We start from the raw sequence: 17,599 nt of genomic DNA on the forward strand, positions 1-17,599 counted from the left end.
ATAACATGGTTGAAGGAGGTCCTTTTTATGGAAAAGAAGAGGGAGAAGCATCAGCAAGGCGCCAACCTGAAGAAAATGCAAGAAGTTCTTTATTCAGGCGAGTTTAAAAAAGCGGAAAAAGCTGCTAAGCGGAAATAGGAATACATAGCCCCTTTATGCCAGATACTATGTTTGTTTGATATCACTTTTTAGGGGGAATTTGATATGGGCAGAAATCATATCCACAAAAACCGTGATAAAAACAAACAAAAGCTTCCTCAAGTTCCCGACGCATTAAAAAGGGAAACTGACGGCGTTTACGAAGAATATTCAAGCGAGCTTGCTGATGCGGATGACCGCGAAGCGCAAGAGCGTGCAAAAGCAGCAGACAGCAGAGCGAAAAAGAAAAATCGTTAATAAAAAACCCCTTGTCTCCGTTTGAGACAGGGGGTTTTTTACATGTCGGTGAACCGTTCACGGATCGGCGTGCGTTTTTTTACTTCCGGTGCTTCATCCGGATAGCCCGTTTGTATGATGGCGGCGAATCGTTCATTATCCTGTAAACCGAAGGCTTGATGCACTTCTTTGTCGTAAAGGATCTTTCCGCTTTTCCAAACCATGCCGATTCCTTTTTCCCAGGCAAGAAGCTGAAGATTTTGGATCAATGAGCTGGTTGCCGCAAAATCATCGTCTCGCGCTCTTTCGTTTTCATCTTCTTGAAACACGACGAGCAGAAACCCGGGGACGCCTCCAAGTGTGTTTTTGAAATTTTGAAGCTTTTCCTCTGTCATATCCGGCTTGGATTTCTTAGAGAATGCTGCAAATGTGTTGATCAGGTTTGTTTTTCCTGTTTCACTGGAAACGTAAATAAATCTCCATGGCTCTGTCACTCTATGATTCGGCGCATATTTTGCCGTTTCAAGCATGTCAAGAATGACTGCTGAAGGCACTGGCTCTTGTTTAAATTTTCGAATCGATCTTCTGCTGCGTATGATGTCCCGCAGTGCTGAATGTTGATTTATCTGTTCGGATTGAGGCATATCGTCTCACCTTCCTAAGCAATTGAAAATGATTATCATTCATAATAATAACGGAAAGTGCATCTTTTTGTAAACCATCACCTGTATTAGATTTTAAGAATACGGGTTTCTGAGTATACTGCCGTTCCTGTCATGTTCACTTTCACATGATCGCCTTCTTCGTTTATTTCGATTTCCACTTTTCCGTCTTTCCCGATTTCCTGCCCTTGTTCAATGATAAATTTACGCTGCTCAGTATTGCCGTACTGTTTCATATAAGCCCCCATCACACCGGATGCTGTGCCCGTCACAGGGTCTTCTATCGTTCCCGAATATGGGGATGAAAAGTGGCGTCCATGCAGGTCGCTGTCAGGATGAACGGTTTCAAAGGTAAACGGGTGGACTGAAGCCTTTGGCAGGTCAACTAACACTTCCGGAAATTGTTTGTTATCGGGCACCATTTTTTTGGAGGCCTCTAATGATGCAAGCGGAATGATAGCTGTCCATATGCCAGTGCTGCCAAACACAATCGGAAGGTCTTCATGAAAATCTTCTTCCGTGATTCCCAATGCGGCCGTCTTTTTCAGAAACCTTCACAGGCAGGATACCGGCTTTTGTCTGGATGCTGTACGTTTTATCGCACTCCAGCATCCCTTTTTCACATAGTGCGTAAAGAGAAGCAACTGTTGCATGACCGCACAAATTCATTTCGTGTCCAGGGGTAAAGTAACGGAGTTCAAGATCAGCCGACTCGCTTTTCCTGATAAAGGAGGTTTCTGAATATCCGGCACGCTCAGCTATGATCTGCATCTCTTCTTCAGTATAATCGTCTCCCTGCAATACGACACCTGCGGGGTTTCCTTTGTCGGGACTGCTTGTAAATGCTTCATATTTTAATACCTCTATTTCTATCACTTGTCTGCCTTCCTTTCTTTATCAATGTCTCTGTCAGTATAGCAAAAATAATTATGAATTTTCAGTCATTACTGAAAAACCCATTTTCTTTTTTTAGAAAATGGGAGTAACAATCAAGAGTTTCTCGTTTTATAGAGCAAATAAATAAAATAAGGTGCACCGATAGCCGCTGTAAAGACGCCAGCTGGCACTTCCACCGGAGCAAATAAGGTTCTGCCGACGATGTCAGCTGTTAAGACGAGCAATGCCCCGATGAGTGCCGACGCCGGGAGCAGCGCGCCATAAGACGAGCCGACGAGGCGCCTTGCAATGTGAGGCGCCATCAGCCCGACAAAACCGACTGTGCCGGCAACCGAAACCGCACAGCCCGTAAGAGCCGTACTCAAAAGGAGCAAGAAAAAACGATTTCGCTGCACGGCACTTCCCGCACCCGCCGCAATATCTTCGCCCAGTACCTGTATATTCATATTTTTCAGCGCGATAAAACAAGTAAATAAGAGAATGACAGATAAGATAATAGCTATTTTTACATGCTGCCAGTTTGACCCATAAACTGACCCGGTAATATACACATTGGCTTGTGACGCTCTGTAAATTGGGCCTTTAATCATCAGCAGGGTAGTCAGAGCCTGCGCCGACATTGAAAATCCGATCCCGATAAGCACCAGCCGAAATGTGGAGGCACCATTTTTGTATGCCAGTAAATAAACGATGAGTCCAACAGCTGAGGCCCCAATAAATGCGGCCGCCGGAAGCCATGACAGGCTGATCGTAAGTGAACTGCTGCGGTCTGAGAAGAACATCATCAAAAGCACAACTGCTACCGCCGCTCCTCCCGTTATTCCAATAATATCCGGAGATGCGAGAGGGTTTCTGACGAGTCCCTGCAATATCGCGCCTGCCGCCGCCAGGCAGACGCCGGCGCATAAAGCGGTCAAAATTCTTGGCATACGAAATGACATGATCATCAGCTCATCCAGCTTTGAACCTGCACCAAAGAATGTTTTTGCGACATCCCAGGGAGGAATAAACCTTTGTCCGAGACCGGCGCTTATCACCAGTACGCCCGCTGTTAATCCCAGTAAAACCAAAAAGACGATCCATGCTTTCTTTTCAGCAGCAGTAACGCCAAAACGAAGTTTCATAGTTTTGCACCCCTTCTTGCGATGTACACAAACACAGGCATACCGATGATGGCTGTCATGGCCCCGACAGGAACTTCCTGAGGCATAATGATAAATCGCGCCCCGATATCAGCAGCTACAAGCAAAATCGCACCCAAAACAGCGGAAAACGGCAGAACCCAACGATAATCATTGCCGACGATAAATCGGGCAAAATGCGGAATAATGATGCCAATAAATGAAATCGGCCCGGCAATTGCGACAGCAGACCCGGCTAGCAAAACAACGCAAAGTGCCATCACAAATTTCAGCAGGCCCGTTTTTTGGCCAAGTCCTTTTGCCACATCTTCTCCCATGACGAGGAGATTGATTTTTTGGCCAAGAAAGAAGCTGATCATAAGCGCTGCGGCTGCATATGGGAGCATTGTCATCAGCAGATCCAGACTCCTGCCCTGCACAGAGCCGGTCAACCAAAAAAGCACTTGAGCAAGCTCGAGTTCATTGACAGAAAGCAAGCCTTGTGTCAGAGAAGAAAACATGGCCGCCATGGCAGCTCCCGCCAGCGTCAATTTGATTGGCGTCAGCCCTTCCCTTCCCAGAGAGCCCGCGGCATAGACGATCGCAGCCGTAAATGTTGCCCCGAGAAACGAGCTCCATACCAGTGCCTGAGGTGATTGGATATGCAAAAAAAATGATCCGGCCACAATAAAAAAGCCGGCACCGGCGTTAATACCGAAAATACCTGGTGACGCAAGCGGATTTTTTGTGAGCGCCTGCATGAGAGCGCCCGCAGCTGCAAGCGAGGCGCCGACAACTGTGGCAACCAAAGCACGCGGAAGTCTGACGTCTTTGATGATGACATGCTCATTTGTTCCGTTGAAGGAAGTAAACGCCTGGTAGACCTGTCCCCAAGACGTACCTGTATAGCCGTAAACGATGCTTGCGCAGACAGCCGCCAGTAACATCAAAATCAGACATACTAACACAATCCATTTTGAAGATGCCTTTTTGCAGATCATGATCTAATTCTCCTAGTTATTTACTATGTAATCTTTGTTTTTGAGAATAATCCTTCATTAGGGATTGACACTCTTAACACTGCTTATTATGATCTAAATGATAATGAATTTCAATATCGGGAGGAAAAAGATGAAAAAGCATATCAGCATGCTATTCGTATTTTTAATGGTCGTTATGGTGCTTTCTGCCTGTAATGGTTCAGAAAGTTCAAGCAACAGCGAGGAGTCAAGCAGCAAAACCAGAGCGGTTAAACATGCAATGGGGACATCAGACAACATTCCCGCCAATCCAAAACGGATTGTGGTTTTAACTAATGAAGGAACAGAGGCGCTCTTAGCGCTTGGTATTAAGCCGGTCGGAGCCGTAAAGTCATGGAAGGGCGACCCGTGGTATGACTACCTGAAAGATGACATGAAAGGTGTTAAAAACGTCGGTCTTGAAACGGAACCGAATGTGGAAGCTATCGCAGAATTAAAGCCAGATTTGATTATTGGAAACAAAGTACGCCAGGAAAAAATTTATGATCAGCTAAATGCGATTGCGCCGACCGTTTTTGCTGAATCTTTGGCCGGGAACTGGAAGGATAATCTGACTCTATACGCCAACGCGGTAAATAAGGCGGACAAAGGCAAGGAAGTTATTGCCGATTTTGATAAACGCGTTTCTGATTTGAAAGACAAGCTTGGCGATCAGACTAACAAAACAGTTTCTGTCGTACGCTTCTTATCCGGCGAGTCAAGAATCTATTATACCGACTCATTCTCTGGGATTATTTTAGACCAGCTTGGCTTCAAACGCCCTGACAAACAGGTGGAGCTGTTCAAGAAACAGAAGGACCAATTTACATTCTCAACAGACAGTAAAGAGTCCATTCCTGATATGGATGCCGACATGCTTTTTTATTTCACGTATAAAGCCGATAATGCAAAAGAAAATGAAAAATGGGCCAATCAGTGGACAAGCAGTTCACTATGGAAAAACCTGAAGGCCGTGAAGTCCGGTAACGCCCATGAAGTCGATGACGTCGTATGGACAACCGCAGGCGGAATTAAAGCTGCAAACTATCTGCTTGATGATATTGAAACCTATTTCTTAAAAACGAAATAAAAAAAGACTCCGTCTGGTCAGACGGAGTCTTTTTTGCTTTTACCGATCAGCCGCGTGACGAGGAACATGGTGACGGAAAGAGATCTGTTTTTCCGGTACGCCAAGTATTTTCCGCGCCATTCCGGTTTGTATTTTTCTTTAAAGGCCCTGAGCCCGCTGAAGCTGTACATGTATCTGACATTATTAAAAATGACAGCGGCAAATCTTTCTGACCAGAAGGATGTAAAGGCGGTGCCGACATTGGCCAAGGGTGCCATTCCCATGTTAAACGACGTGCAGCCTTCCTCCTTCGCCCATAAAAACATGCGGATGAATAATGCGTCCATAATGCCATTCGGGGCATCGTCGCGGTAGCGCATCAGATCGACCGATATTTCTCCTTCCTGATACATCGGCATGACATTTGCAAATGCAACGATCTCTCCTTCTGCATTTTTCATGTAGGCAATCGGCGCTTTCTGTAAATAGGAGGGATCAAAAAATCCGAGCGAGAATCCCTTCTCCTTTTTCGAGCCGAGCCATTCATCTGAGATTTGTTCCAGCTCCTTCAAAAACGCATCAGAAAATGGGGGATGATCCACATGGAAGGTATATTCCTCCCGCTCAAATCGGTTATTGATTGCCCGAAGGCCGGCTTTTTTCTTCCCTGTCAGGGTAAATGTATTTAAATCCACATAGGCTTCCTCGCCCAGCTTAAAGAAGTTATAGCCAAAATCGTGATACAGCGCCATGTCCTCTCGTTCAATTTGATAGAACAGAACACTGAATCCCTTCTGATGCGCTTCATTCAGAAATTCTTCCAGCACAAGCGGGAACGATTCTCTTTGGCCTGACGGATCGCCGAGCACGACCAGCCTTCTGGCTATTTTTCCAAACAGAAGAAGTGCATTCCCGTCACTTGAAAAATAAAACCGCTTATCTCCAAGATAGCCAAGATGGCTCAGCGCGTTGCCGCCTTTTTCATTTAAAAACGCAGCAAGGCGTCCGGGATCAGCTTTTTCCCCGATTGGTTTTGTCTTCTTATGATATACCATTGTAAATATGAAGAAGAACAGCGGCACGATGATAATCGCCATGATCGTCGCATGCGTGATATGAGAATCGCTGTGGACGAAATATTCGTGGCGCATCACCTTCTTCATCCGGTCCCAAATAAAGCCCGCGATCAGATTGTAGTTAAAGAGTGCCACGGTAAACAGCGCCGCAGCGAATATCAATTGTCCCAGCGTATAGGATGCCTGTTCTCGAACAAATTGTTTTTTCAAAAGCACTAGCAATACGATAATCATCGGCAGCACGAATATCGCACTGATGTTAAGTCCTTTTAAAAAGCTGAATACAAAGCCGCCGACAAGCGCTGTAATAGCCATCGTATAGGAGCGTTTTGTCCGTTTATAAAGCTCGATCGGCAAAATCAGCAGAATGAGCGCTGAGCTTAAGGACAGGCCGTTGAACAGCAAAAGAGCCGGGCGCGGAATGTGCGGTATGACGGTCAGCCTGTCAATCGGCAGGGATACTGAAGCCAGAACAATCAGGCCTGCAACGAACACAATGAGCGAAAGTGAGCCTTGCAAAATTTTCACTAATACCGCCCGCTGTACGACAAGCAAAACGTTTGTCGTCTCAATTGCAGGTGCGATACGCGGGTTCGTTTCGAGCCGTTTCATTGTATTTTCGGTCAGATCGCCGGCAGCAAAGAACAGTCCCAAAACGAATGGGATAAATGAATAGACGAGCCTGTATAAAACAATAGAAGTAACAATGGCCTCCTGATGATAGCCAAGCTGCTCCATCCCGAGCAAAAACAATAGGTCAAACGAGCCGAAGCCGCCCGGCACAAGGCTGATCATTCCTCCGATCGCCGCAATGACGAACACTCCGAACACATACCTGATATCAGCATGAATGCCCATAGCGAACAATGACAGATAGATGACGATTCCAGCCATAAGCCATTCGGCAACGGAAGCGCCGATATAAGCGAAAATTGGATTTTTCACTTTGTCCGCATTCTCTTCGTCTCCACCTTTACGGCCTCTTATTTTAGCCACTGCCAAAGATACCGGCAAAATCAGTGCGAAACCGATAACGACTGCCCACAGCCAAGGCTTTTCATTAATAACTTCATCCACTGGAAGCACTCGTGCGGCGACGAATATGCTGAAAACTGATAACCCGAGCAGCATAGATGATGTAAGCCAGGCGATTCCTTTGACGAGCGCCTTATGGTCTTTCGTATGCTCTTTATAAAACATCATTCTTAACCCGACTCCGGCTAATCCGCCGAATCCGAGAACATTATTAAATGAATTGGCGATCCAGGAAACCCTGAATACCTTTCCGTTTGTGATTGATAGGCGCAGTGAATATTTCAAGACGTAATCATACAGCGACATGGCCGCAACAGCCAGCAAGCCGATCAATACAAGGATGAATAAGTCCGTTCGCTCAAGTCCGTTGATGACCATGAGTGTGCGTTTGAATGACAGATTTGTCAGTTCTTTTTTCGATTGATAAATAACAAATAATAAAACAGCAATAGGAAAAACGATTTTTAAAATTGATAAAGCATTCTTTTTAATCAGCAATGGTCTCTCCAATCATAATCTAGTTCGATCTTCTCCCCCCAATAATCTCCAACTCATTATACACTACCGTCATTTTTCGGACAAAGTCCCGCATGCGGTTTCTGCTCACTTTCTTTCAGAGGTGAAAATCGAGTAATATGGTAAGAGGAGTGAATGATGAGGAAGTGATGAAATGGAATACAATCTACATGATACAACGGTATTAAACGAAGACATTCTTTCATCTGAGGAACGGGAAATATGGGTGCTCTATATGAAAGTACTAACCTCTGCCGGCCTCGGTGATGTGTCCGAGTGGATGAAGCTAGATATGAGCATGCCGCAAATGAAAGTGCTGATGCTATTAAACAACCATGGAACACTGAAGGTCAGCGACATTGCAGAAAAAATGGGGGCTTCCCTGTCCAATACAACAGGACTGCTTGACCGTCTTGAGAAATCAGGTTTTGTCAAACGCTCACATTCTGAGGAGGACCGCCGTTCAGTCGTTGTTCAGTTGACGGAGAATGCAAAAAATATTTTTCGGGGGCTTTATGAAAAGGGCCACCTGAAATTAAAGCGTTCATTGGAGCTGCTGTCCCCTGAAGAAAAGCAGGCTGTTTCCGAAGGGCTGTCTATCCTTTCAAGAGCATTAGAGAAAGCGAAAAAAGAATAAATCTGTAAGTCTGTCACCCGAACTGCGCGGTGGCAGGCTTTTTTTATTTGACATTTAGTTCATTTAAAATGAATAATATATTTAAAGTGAATTAAAAAGGAGTTGAAGAATATGTCTGAAGCATTGACAGAGCAGAAAAGCCAAAAGTGGGCGATCAGCCTGTTTACGATTGGTGTGTTTATGGCTGCGCTGGATAACGGAATTATTTCTGCTGCTTTAACAACGATAAACGAGTCGTTTGCCGTTTCTCCTTCCTGGGGGTCATGGGGCATTACCCTCTATACGCTCGGCCTTAGCGTCAGTGTGCCGATCGTCGGAAAGCTTTCCGACCGCTACGGCAGAAAGAAACTTTTTCTCATTGAGGTTTGCCTGTTCGGACTTGGTTCTTTGCTTGTTGCTTTGAGCCAAAGCTTCCCGCTCTTTCTAATCTCACGGCTGATTCAGGCGCTAGGGGGAGGCGGGATTTTCATTATCGGCAGCTCTCACATTCTCGCTACACTTCCAAAGGAAAAACAGGGAAAAGCACTTGGGCTGCTTGGCGCGATGAACGGGATGGCCGCTGTGCTCGGGCCGAATTTCGGAAGCTTTCTGCTTGATTGGACCGGTTCTTGGCATTGGCTGTTTTTAATTAATTTGCCGATTGCGGTACTATTGGTTGTTTTCGGTGCATGTTTTATTGCGGAAACAAAAGCGCCTGAGGCTAAACGCCTCGATACGGCCGGAATCTTCCTTCTGTCCCTGTCGATTTTAGCTGTGATGTACGGCATGACGAATCTTGACGCGGCAAATCTTTTAAACAGTTTGGGAGACCCGGAGGTTTATGGGTGTATTGTATTTGGCATTCTCTGTTTTGCAGCGCTTATCTCGTTTGAAAAGAGGGTTGAAATGCGGGGGGGCGATCCGATTTTGGCGTATTCTCTGCTGCGGAACCACATATTTCAGCGCACGCTTATCATCGGTTTGTTATCCGGGGGACTCTTGGCGGCGGTCATTTTTATCCCGTCATATGTTGAGCAGTATTTGGGTGTCCCCGCCGCAAAAGCAGGCTATTGGATGACACCGCTTGCGTTAGCTTCCGGCATCGGCGCTTGGCTTGGCGGAGCGCTCACCGACAAAAAAGGACCGGTGAAAACGGTTGTTCTTTCGGGAATCATTTCTTGTGCGGGATTTGCTTTATTTCCGCTCTGGGTGACGGAGAAATGGGAGTTTGTGGTCGCAAGTGTGGTAGCTGGGATCGGTTTTGGCTTTCTGTTAGGCGCGCCGCTGAACGTCCTTGTATCAGAGGCAGCGAAAACGAATAAGGGCACAGCGCTCGGCACGCTTTCACTGGTAAGGCAAATTGGCCTGACCTTGGCGCCTACTCTTTATGCAGGTTTTATCACAGCCGGATTTAATCAAATAGGTGATGAGATCAGCAGTCGCTTATCGGACAGCGGGCATTCAGAAAAGGCGATGCAGATGATTCCGGAGATCGACAGTTCTGATGTTTCTTCTTTACAAGAACAAATCGAACGCATTCCCGTGCCTGAAGTTAAAACCGCGATAAGCGATGCCATTCATGCGAGTGTCGCCAGCGGCTATGATCATTTATATGCAGCAGCTGCTGTGATTTCACTGCTGGTGATCGCTGCTATCACTCTTCCTGCTTTCCGCCGGCAAAAGCGTTAAGACCACCCCATCCGTTTGGAAAGTTCCGTAATATGGGCGATATGATGATGTGAGTGCCAGACATACAGCCCGAGCGCGTTTTCTAGGGTCATGATCTCCTTTGTATCGGGATGGTAAAATCCGCGCTGAAATTGCTGCTCCGTTAGACTGCGGAGTAAAGCCGTCCATCTCCCGTGAAGCGCTTGTAAAAGCGCGAGTGAACCGCTCGGATCTGCTGTTTTCGAGTCCTTTAGCTCAGACCACGCTTTTTCATTATATGGACGGATGGCCGGTGTCTCTTCCGTCAAGCTCAATTTAAAACGTATATAGCTGTTCATATGACTGTCAGCCAGATGGTGAACAACTTGCCGAACGGTCCATCCCCCGTCCCGGTATGGTGTGTCCAGCTGGCTGTCCGTCATGCCTTCTACGGCTTGCTTCAGTTTGGCAGGCACTTTTTCAAGCGCTTGAATCCATTCATCTTTTTGCTCCTTCGATATGGATTCCCTCGGCTTGTATTCTCCTATTGGGTAGCTTAGATTTGCTGTTGTCATGTATGTTCCCCCTTCTTTTCAATCTTCTCCTTTATTTTACAAGAAAAAATATTGTGCGTGCTGTATGATTTAATCAGTTCTACAGTAAAAAAACATACAACAACGGCAGGAGCCTCTCTCCTGCCGCTTGTTTTCACCCTGCGTGATCACGCACTTCTACTGTTACTTTCTTCTGTTTTGGCTGATAGATCTTCCCCACAAATAAATAACCATATTTGAATTTATTCAGTGCCCATGAGGTCAGGATCGGGCCGGCTGTGCACACGGCAAACAACAGGAGAACAGCCGGTACGGCAGGTATTTCAGGCATATTTAAAAGCAGCACGTAGCCTATGATCATAAAATAAGCATGGAGCAGATAAATCGAAAAGGAATAGTTGCTGATAAACATCATGATTTTCGGCACATGCTTTATTTTAGAAAACAAGTGAAAGCACAGGAAAATCATGCTTGTCGAGTACAGCATGATATCAGGCCGTTTTGAGCTGATCATGCCGATTTCGCCGACATAAGAAACAATGACAACCAGCGCACCAGAAGCAATTGCGGCGCCGTATACCACCCAGTGGTATTGGTTCAGCAGCGCTAAAAAGCGCTTGTACTCTTTTCCGCAATAGTAGGCTAGACAAAAGTAGAAAAGCCAGCCTGCGAACGGAACCCAGAAGAACGGAAACGCCCCGCCCTCTTCTGAAGCAGGAGCCGGGCTGACTGCTGAGAAATAGCTTAAATAAACGGCTGTCACCACAAATGAGATGGACAGCACCCATTTTGGCGATGTTTTTTTCAAATACTTATGAAACATCATATGCAGAATGTAAAATTGAAAGATGACGAGAATGAAGTATCCGATAAAGTTTCCTAACAATACGTTTGCTAGATACTTTTGCACAAACGCGAGAAAGGTTACCTCTCCCCCCATCGCACTTGTCATCAGCAGTGCATCGATGGCCGCGATAAATAAAAAAGGAACGAAAATCACTTTTCCCCGCTTCTTTAAAAAACCGTCCGGCACCCTGTCAGGATAAGAACGGGCCAGCAAAAATTCAGAGATGAAAATGAAAGCAGGCGTGCTAAACATCAGGAGTGTGCGAAAAGAATCTACGGTGTGAGAAATATTTGCGAGAGCTTCTGCCTGAAGCATCAGGACCATTGAAATGATATGGAGCAAAACGACACTTAAGCACGAAATGCAGCGGATCATAAAAATTTCTTTAATTTGCATAACAGCGCTCCTTTTATTTCAAATTTTTAGAAATCGATGGTTGTACCTTAACATGTCTGCTTTATTTGAAAAAGTGCCTGATGTCATAAATTGGAGTATGTATTATTGACTAAGTCCATAAAAACCTCTGACTTTTTGGCTTATCTTTCTCAGACGAGATTGTTCAGAGAATCCAAAAAACCTGCTGTAACGGAGACGGCAGGTTTTTTATGGAGATATTAATTTGTATTGAGGCCTCCGCCATTCAGCCCTTCTTTGATATAGCCGTTCACTTGGCTATTCGAAAGCAGGCCAATATGGCCGATGCCATAAAGCTGGATGTTTCTCGCTCCTTGTAACCGAGACAAGCTATTGATTACAATTTCATCATTTAGACTGTATATAGATGTATAGAGGATTTTCTGGTTTGGATCTGTACCCGGCAGTGCCTTTGATGACACTAAACCATTAGCCCCTCCAAGCGTTACGACATTTTGAATCTTATTGCCCCCGCCCAAATATTTAATATAGTACAGCGTGTTGGCGCCTCCCATACTATGAGCCACAATATCTACTTTTTTGGCCCCCGTCTCTTTTAAAACACGGTCAACATATGAAGCGAGCTGCGGGCCGTTATTTAGATTGTTCCCTGTTTTATCATAAAAATCAATTGCATACAGTTTGTTGCTTTGCCAGCCTTGAGAAACTAAGTAGTTTTTAATAGCGAAAAAATTGTATGAGGCACCACTTATTCCATGAACAAGAACGACAGGATTATGTACTGATTCAGCTTTTGCGCTAGATGGCGAAGTGGCTAGAACAGATAGAATCAGCGATAAACAGATAGCGAATGTCATAAATACTTTTTTCACATTCATTCCCCCTTAAAATGTTTGTACCACCAATTTCCTATTATACATAAAACATCAATATAGTTAATAATTTTTCTGAAGATTAAATTTAAAAATCTTATCGATGAATCCGCCACCTTCGAAATCATTACATACCTTTTATCTTAATTTCACAGGTAGACAGGTTGTGTTCCCTTTCTCCCTTTTCTATAATAAGGGGAATAGGCAGTTAGGATCACAGATGAGCACTTGCTCATCTTTTTTTGCGAAACAGCCATAGATACGGAGGATAGCATGAGAGTATTAAAATACGCCATATTAGGGCTTTTGCGAAAAGGCGAATTGAGCGGATATGATATTACAAGTTATTTTAAAGAGGAACTCGGCCAATTTTGGAGCGCCAAGCACAGCCAGATTTATCCTGAGCTCAAAAAGCTGACGGATGAAGGGTTTATTACATTCCGGACAACAATTCAAGGCACAAAGCTGGAGAAAAAGATGTACACCCTGACAGACAGCGGTAAGCAGGAGCTGCATGACTGGCTGATCCGCCACCAGCCGATACCGGAGACGGTGAAGGATGAATTTATGCTGAAGGCATATTTCATTTCATCTCTATCGCGGCAGGAAGCTTCTGATTTGTTCACAGACCAACTGCTGAAACGCAAGGCCAAGCTGTCTGATCTGCAGGGAAGCTATGAAAAGCTTATGGCTTCAGCGGAACCGATGTCGTTTTCTTCACCGGACTTCGGCCACTATCTCGTGCTGACGAAAGCGCTGGAGCGGGAGAAAAATTACGTTTCTTGGCTGGAATCGATTTTAGCTATGATAGATGAGGATTAGCGGGAGCGGCCTTCGGGCTGCTCCAATTCTTAATGCGGGGGACGAACAATGAATGTGACATTGCATGAATTAACAGGGAAACAGATCCGAGTGGTGCCGATGGACAAAAGCCATATCCTGGGATTATATGAAGCTGCAAAGAATGAAAACATCTGGACCCATTTACCGAAAAAAATTATAACGCAGCATGATATGGAGGCTTTTGTAGAGGAAGCACTGCAAGCGAAAGAGTCCGGAGCAGAATTTCCGTTTGTGATTATTCAACGTGAAACTGACAAAATCGTCGGAACGACGCGATTTCTGTATATGTCATCCGCTTCAAGGAGCCTTGAGATCGGCTGGACATGGTTTCACCCTTCTGTGTGGGGCACCTCGGTCAACACTGAATGCAAATATTTGCTGTTACAATCCTGCTTTGAACAGCTGAACACGATTCGGGTGCAGTTCAAAACGGATGAGCGGAATATCAGATCGCAAAAGGCGATTGAACGGCTGGGAGCAGTCAAAGAAGGCATATTGCGGAACCAAATGATCAGAAAAGACGGAACATTCCGCAATTCGGTATTATACAGCATCATCGACAGCGACTGGCCTTCCGTGAAACAGCATTTGGAACAGAGACTGAAGCTTGCAGAAAACACTAAATGATTGCAAAAAACATCTGCCCCGGGGGCAGATGTTTTTTAGGCGCGGAGCGCTTTCAGCCCCGCTGTGAAGGTAATTGCTGCGAAAGCAAGCAAGATGCCGCAGATCCCGAGAATATCTGTGACGTTGGCACCGTTAGCCATAATCTCAGTCAGCCCGCTCATCGCCCACTTTTGCGGAAGAAATTCAGCGATGGACGGCATCAATTTCGGTTCAATGTCTATCGGCCAATACATTCCGCTTACCATACACGTTGCGATGACGAACAAGTTGCCGAACGCAAGCTGCTGTTCTGGCGTTCTGACGTTGGCCGCAATCACCAATCCGATGCCGACAACAGTCAGCAGAAAAAATGATACCAACACAATAACTGCAGCAGGGTTGCCCCAGTTGATGCCAAACAGCCAATGGGATGCGAGTAGCAATATGCCAAATTGAATCCAGCCAATGACAAAGAAGGACAGCACATAGCCTGCACCGATTTCCGCTCGGTTGACAGAGGCTGTTAGCAACCTGGACCAGACGCCATTTTTTCTTGCTTCTAAAATCGTCCCTGTTGCCCCCATCATTGTCAACATGACAAACAAGATAGAAAAGCCAGCTGCTCTGGACGCTGTGTCACTTACGCCCGCGCCTTCTTTTTTATCGCTGAGCGTCTTTTGTTTTACGGGTGGTGCTGCCTCTTCATGATCTTTGGCAATAACTGTTTTATAAGCCCTCTTCCAGTTCTCCCCCGCTGCCTGAGCTGCCGTTTTCGCCGCGGAAACCTGAATATTGAGCTTTGCCAATGTGCTTTCCGCGTACTGTTTAGCCATCGGCGCTTCCGCCAGCTCCGGGCCGTGGCGGAAGATCAGCTCAGGATTTTCTCTTTTCTCGAGCTGTGCTTGGAACGAGCGGGAAATGACGATGATCCCGGCAATTTTCTTTTGTTTCAGCTTTTCTGACGCTTTGCTTTCAGACATGTTTTCGAATGTGTACATACCATCGTGTGCCTTCAACTGCCGAATATAATGCTGTGAGAGAATCGTGTCGTCCTGATCAACGATTGCAAGGCGCAGCTTGTCATCATTACTGCCGAGCATACTCCCAAATACAAAGGTCAGCAAAAGCGGGGCAGCAAACATCATCAAATAATTCTGGCGCTTCTTGAAAATGAGAGAAAGCTCAATGCCGCAAATAGCTATGATTTTTTTCACCTTGGTGTACCTCCTTATCTTGTATGAAGCCGTCTGATACCTAGCACCAGTGAACAAAGGCCGATCGCCGCAAAAAGAAGCACAGGCGTTTGAAGGTCAGCCCAGCCTCCCCCTTCCATTAAAGAAAGAAAGCCGTCAAGCGCCCATCGATTCGGCACCGCTTTGGATACAGACTGTAAGAAGTCCGGAAATTGGTAAAGCGGCAGCATGGACCCGCCGAGAACTGCAAGCAATTGAATGCCGAAGCCGCCTATCGCATCGGCCGATTTCATATCGCTGATGCACGATGCAAGCAGCATTGAAATGCCTGATACAGCTGCAGCGTAAGCAAGCCCGAGTACACTCACAAACAGCAGATTGCCGCCCCAGTCCACACCAAATACATTGATCGTGACAATCAGAAATATGAAAAATTGTATGATGGCAAACAGATAGGTTCCGAGCCATTTTCCGAGGAGAATGGCGTATTTTTGCGCAGGCGTCATCAGCATTCTGGAAAGCGTTTCCGTCTCCTTTTCCTGTAAAAATGATTTCGCCCCGACTGTCATATGAAACAGCATGAACATGCACAGCATTGCCGCCGAATAGTATTGAAAACTGGTAACAGCCTCACTGCCGACTGATTTTTCTGTAATCGTAAGTTTGTCTCCCGTTTCTTTTTCAAGCGTCTTTACCAGCTTTTCTGCAAAATGTGAAGGATCAAGTTTTCCTTGTTTTACAGCAGCTGTTTTGCTGATGTAGTCCATGGAGGCTGATGCGGCTTCTTTTACTGCTTTATATTGCTCTATAAAAGATGCGGCGGCTGTTTCAATGATGGAACTTTTTAATGTTTGATCAGGATCCGCATAAACAAAAGCTGACATGTTGCCGGCTTCCCAATGATTCGGAATGACGATACCGACATCGATTTTCTTTTTATCAAGCAGTTTCTTTATCTCATCTTCGCTGCTGGCTTCTGTGACCTTTATCGACTTCATTTTTTCGAGCACATCTGTTTTAAACATGTTCGCTGCTTCTGACTGGTCTGTTTGGACATAGCCGACTTTGATGTCATCAATCTGGCTGCCACCGTCAACAACCGATCCAAGCGCCGCCCCTAAAATACAGGTTAGGATCAGCGGCATTAAGATAAGCATCATAAACCCTTTTCTGTCCGTGATTCTGATTTTGACATCTTTCCATGCGATCCATATGCTTTTTTTCATAGCTGTCCCTCCTTAATCCCGCAAAGTGCGGCCGGTCAAATTCAGAAACAGGCGCTCCAAATTTGGTTCCTGCACCTGAAGAGACAGCAGGTTTGTATGATGGGCAGCGGCCTCCGCAAGCAGACTGGTAACGACTTTTTCATGATGAGCCGCAGAAATGTCAATTTTGAGCTCTGACTCATGTACTGTCACATCATTCACATGGGCCAGGGAACGGATTGCAAAAAGAAACGCTTCATCGATCCTGCTGACAGTGAGCTGAATGATGGTATCGCCTCCAAGGCGGCTGCACAAATCGTTTTTCGTGCCGATCGCAATCATTTCTCCCTGATCAATAATGCCGATCCGGTCACATAAATACTCAACCTCTTCCATGTAATGACTCGTATAGATGACCGTCATGCCCATTTCATTGAGCTGTTTCACCGTTTCTAAAATATGATTTCTCGATTGAGGGTCGATACCGACAGTCGGTTCATCCATGATCAGCAGCTCAGGCTTGTGCATTAAGGCGGCACCGATGTTGATTCTCCGTTTCATTCCGCCTGAGAACGTTTCAATTTTATCTTTGGCCCGCTCAGTAAGTCCGACATATTCAAGGACCTCTGCCGATCTTTTTTGGGCCTCGCCGTGCGTAAGTCCGTACATTTTCCCCCAAAACATAAGATTCTCATGGGCCGTCAGCGTCGGATATAAAGCAATTTCCTGCGGAACAACGCCGATTTTTTGTTTCGCTTTGGTTGTTTCTTTTCCGATGACATAGCCGCCCACGGTGATGTTCCCGCTGTCATGCGGCACGAGGCCGGAAATCATTGAGATGGTTGTGGACTTTCCCGCACCGTTTGGCCCGAGCAGCCCGAACGCTTCCCCCTTTTGCAGGGAAAAAGAAATGCCTTTCACGATTGTTTTGTTCCCATATGCCTTTTTGATGTTTTCTGCTTGCAGCACGTCATTTCACTCCTTTTTTAATCCCATTGCCATTGTAGAAAAAAGAAAGGCGTGCGGCATGTAGCGCCAGATAGAATGTAAGGCATGAAAAAAAGGCCTGTA

At 45.7% G+C, this 17,599-nt stretch carries 17 protein-coding genes and 1 pseudogene; 7 read left to right on the forward strand and 11 right to left on the reverse strand.

Features of this window, described 5'->3' with window-relative positions; genetic code table 11:
• Positions 1–27: 27 nt before the first annotated feature.
• Complete coding sequence (locus tag Q5C82_RS15940) at positions 28–138, forward strand: YfhE family protein (protein WP_003223230.1); 111 nt, start codon at positions 28–30, stop codon at positions 136–138.
• Positions 139–204: 66 nt separating this feature from the next.
• Positions 205–396: a YfhD family protein gene (locus Q5C82_RS15945; protein WP_003223225.1), complete on the forward strand. Its 192-nt coding sequence runs from the start codon at positions 205–207 to the stop codon at positions 394–396.
• A 38-nt stretch (positions 397–434) separates the two neighbouring features.
• On the opposite strand, the gene Q5C82_RS15950 is transcribed toward Q5C82_RS15945, so the two are convergent.
• The 4 genes and pseudogenes from Q5C82_RS15950 to Q5C82_RS15965 form a co-directional block, all read right to left on the reverse strand.
• Positions 435–1,019, reverse strand: a complete 585-nt coding sequence (locus Q5C82_RS15950) for a nitroreductase (protein ID WP_003223222.1) — start codon at positions 1,017–1,019, stop codon at positions 435–437.
• Positions 1,020–1,105: 86 nt separating this feature from the next.
• Positions 1,106–1,913: pseudogene (locus tag Q5C82_RS15955) on the reverse strand (PhzF family phenazine biosynthesis isomerase).
• A 113-nt stretch (positions 1,914–2,026) separates the two neighbouring features.
• Positions 2,027–3,058 (reverse strand): iron chelate uptake ABC transporter family permease subunit, encoded by a 1,032-nt coding sequence (locus tag Q5C82_RS15960; RefSeq protein WP_003223220.1) that lies wholly within the window; start codon positions 3,056–3,058, stop codon positions 2,027–2,029.
• Positions 3,055–4,056: an iron ABC transporter permease gene (locus Q5C82_RS15965; protein WP_003223218.1), complete on the reverse strand. Its 1,002-nt coding sequence runs from the start codon at positions 4,054–4,056 to the stop codon at positions 3,055–3,057. Before Q5C82_RS15965 ends, Q5C82_RS15960 begins: the two co-directional genes overlap by 4 nt.
• Before the next feature lie 130 nt (positions 4,057–4,186).
• On the opposite strand from Q5C82_RS15965, the gene Q5C82_RS15970 reads away from it, so the two are divergent.
• Positions 4,187–5,164 carry an ABC transporter substrate-binding protein gene (locus tag Q5C82_RS15970; protein ID WP_003223217.1) on the forward strand — a complete coding sequence of 326 codons (978 nt, stop codon included), beginning with the start codon at positions 4,187–4,189 and terminating at the stop codon, positions 5,162–5,164.
• A gap of 17 nt (positions 5,165–5,181) precedes the next feature.
• Here Q5C82_RS15970 and mprF read toward each other — a convergent pair whose 3' ends face one another.
• Positions 5,182–7,752: a bifunctional lysylphosphatidylglycerol flippase/synthetase MprF gene (mprF, locus tag Q5C82_RS15975; protein ID WP_003223215.1), complete on the reverse strand. Its 2,571-nt coding sequence runs from the start codon at positions 7,750–7,752 to the stop codon at positions 5,182–5,184.
• A gap of 172 nt (positions 7,753–7,924) precedes the next feature.
• On the opposite strand from mprF, the gene Q5C82_RS15980 reads away from it, so the two are divergent.
• The gene (locus tag Q5C82_RS15980) at positions 7,925–8,407 is read left to right on the forward strand and encodes a MarR family transcriptional regulator (RefSeq protein WP_003223214.1); all 483 of its coding nucleotides are present in this window, start codon (positions 7,925–7,927) and stop codon (positions 8,405–8,407) included.
• A 111-nt stretch (positions 8,408–8,518) separates the two neighbouring features.
• Positions 8,519–10,075, forward strand: coding sequence for an MFS transporter (locus Q5C82_RS15985; RefSeq protein WP_003223212.1), 1,557 nt, complete (start codon positions 8,519–8,521; stop codon positions 10,073–10,075).
• On the opposite strand, the gene bstA is transcribed toward Q5C82_RS15985, so the two are convergent.
• The 3 genes from bstA to estB all read right to left on the reverse strand — a co-directional run bounded on the left by bstA (position 10,072) and on the right by estB (position 12,681).
• Complete coding sequence (bstA, locus tag Q5C82_RS15990; protein ID WP_003223209.1) at positions 10,072–10,608, reverse strand: bacillithiol transferase BstA; 537 nt, start codon at positions 10,606–10,608, stop codon at positions 10,072–10,074. The genes Q5C82_RS15985 and bstA overlap by 4 nt on opposite strands.
• Positions 10,609–10,741: 133 nt before the next feature.
• The gene (locus tag Q5C82_RS15995; protein WP_003223207.1) at positions 10,742–11,830 is read right to left on the reverse strand and encodes an acyltransferase family protein; all 1,089 of its coding nucleotides are present in this window, start codon (positions 11,828–11,830) and stop codon (positions 10,742–10,744) included.
• Positions 11,831–12,048: 218 nt separating this feature from the next.
• A complete protein-coding gene (gene estB / locus Q5C82_RS16000) occupies positions 12,049–12,681 on the reverse strand; it encodes an esterase EstB (RefSeq protein WP_003223205.1) in 633 nt (210 codons plus the stop codon).
• A gap of 273 nt (positions 12,682–12,954) precedes the next feature.
• On the opposite strand from estB, the gene padR reads away from it, so the two are divergent.
• Together padR and Q5C82_RS16010 are read left to right on the forward strand one after the other, a co-directional pair.
• Positions 12,955–13,503: a transcriptional regulator PadR gene (padR, locus tag Q5C82_RS16005; RefSeq protein ID WP_003223204.1), complete on the forward strand. Its 549-nt coding sequence runs from the start codon at positions 12,955–12,957 to the stop codon at positions 13,501–13,503.
• A gap of 48 nt (positions 13,504–13,551) precedes the next feature.
• Entirely contained in the window at positions 13,552–14,151 is a 600-nt protein-coding gene (locus Q5C82_RS16010; protein ID WP_003223201.1) for a GNAT family N-acetyltransferase, read from the forward strand.
• 35 nt (positions 14,152–14,186) lie between these two features.
• Here the strand turns inward: Q5C82_RS16010 and Q5C82_RS16015 are convergent, their stop codons facing one another.
• The 3 genes from Q5C82_RS16015 to lnrL are packed head-to-tail and all read right to left on the reverse strand — an operon-like array spanning position 14,187 to position 17,497.
• Positions 14,187–15,344, reverse strand: a complete 1,158-nt coding sequence (locus Q5C82_RS16015) for an ABC transporter permease (RefSeq protein WP_003223199.1) — start codon at positions 15,342–15,344, stop codon at positions 14,187–14,189.
• Positions 15,345–15,358: 14 nt separating this feature from the next.
• The gene (locus Q5C82_RS16020) at positions 15,359–16,549 is read right to left on the reverse strand and encodes an ABC transporter permease (protein WP_003223197.1); all 1,191 of its coding nucleotides are present in this window, start codon (positions 16,547–16,549) and stop codon (positions 15,359–15,361) included.
• Between the two features lie 12 nt (positions 16,550–16,561).
• Complete coding sequence (lnrL, locus tag Q5C82_RS16025; protein ID WP_003223195.1) at positions 16,562–17,497, reverse strand: linearmycin resistance ATP-binding protein LnrL; 936 nt, start codon at positions 17,495–17,497, stop codon at positions 16,562–16,564.
• Positions 17,498–17,599 lie beyond the last annotated feature (102 nt).

The sequence above is a fragment of the uncultured Bacillus sp. genome (assembly GCF_958411575.1).
Classification (GTDB): Bacteria; Bacillota; Bacilli; order Bacillales; family Bacillaceae; genus Bacillus; species Bacillus spizizenii.

Bases quoted from the DNA above. Each gene is read 5' to 3' on its own strand.
- Q5C82_RS15940 (WP_003223230.1), top strand. From the start codon at position 28: ATGGAAAAGAAGAGGGAGAAGCATCAGCAAGGCGCCAACCTGAAGAAA.
- Q5C82_RS15945 (WP_003223225.1), top strand. From the start codon at position 205: ATGGGCAGAAATCATATCCACAAAAACCGTGATAAAAACAAACAAAAG.
- Q5C82_RS15950 (WP_003223222.1), bottom strand. From the start codon at position 1,019: ATGCCTCAATCCGAACAGATAAATCAACATTCAGCACTGCGGGACATC.
- Q5C82_RS15960 (WP_003223220.1), bottom strand. From the start codon at position 3,058: ATGAAACTTCGTTTTGGCGTTACTGCTGCTGAAAAGAAAGCATGGATC.
- Q5C82_RS15965 (WP_003223218.1), bottom strand. From the start codon at position 4,056: ATGATCTGCAAAAAGGCATCTTCAAAATGGATTGTGTTAGTATGTCTG.
- Q5C82_RS15970 (WP_003223217.1), top strand. From the start codon at position 4,187: ATGAAAAAGCATATCAGCATGCTATTCGTATTTTTAATGGTCGTTATG.
- Q5C82_RS15980 (WP_003223214.1), top strand. From the start codon at position 7,925: ATGGAATACAATCTACATGATACAACGGTATTAAACGAAGACATTCTT.
- Q5C82_RS15985 (WP_003223212.1), top strand. From the start codon at position 8,519: ATGTCTGAAGCATTGACAGAGCAGAAAAGCCAAAAGTGGGCGATCAGC.
- bstA (WP_003223209.1), bottom strand. From the start codon at position 10,608: ATGACAACAGCAAATCTAAGCTACCCAATAGGAGAATACAAGCCGAGG.
- Q5C82_RS15995 (WP_003223207.1), bottom strand. From the start codon at position 11,830: ATGCAAATTAAAGAAATTTTTATGATCCGCTGCATTTCGTGCTTAAGT.
- padR (WP_003223204.1), top strand. From the start codon at position 12,955: ATGAGAGTATTAAAATACGCCATATTAGGGCTTTTGCGAAAAGGCGAA.
- Q5C82_RS16010 (WP_003223201.1), top strand. From the start codon at position 13,552: ATGAATGTGACATTGCATGAATTAACAGGGAAACAGATCCGAGTGGTG.
- Q5C82_RS16020 (WP_003223197.1), bottom strand. From the start codon at position 16,549: ATGAAAAAAAGCATATGGATCGCATGGAAAGATGTCAAAATCAGAATC.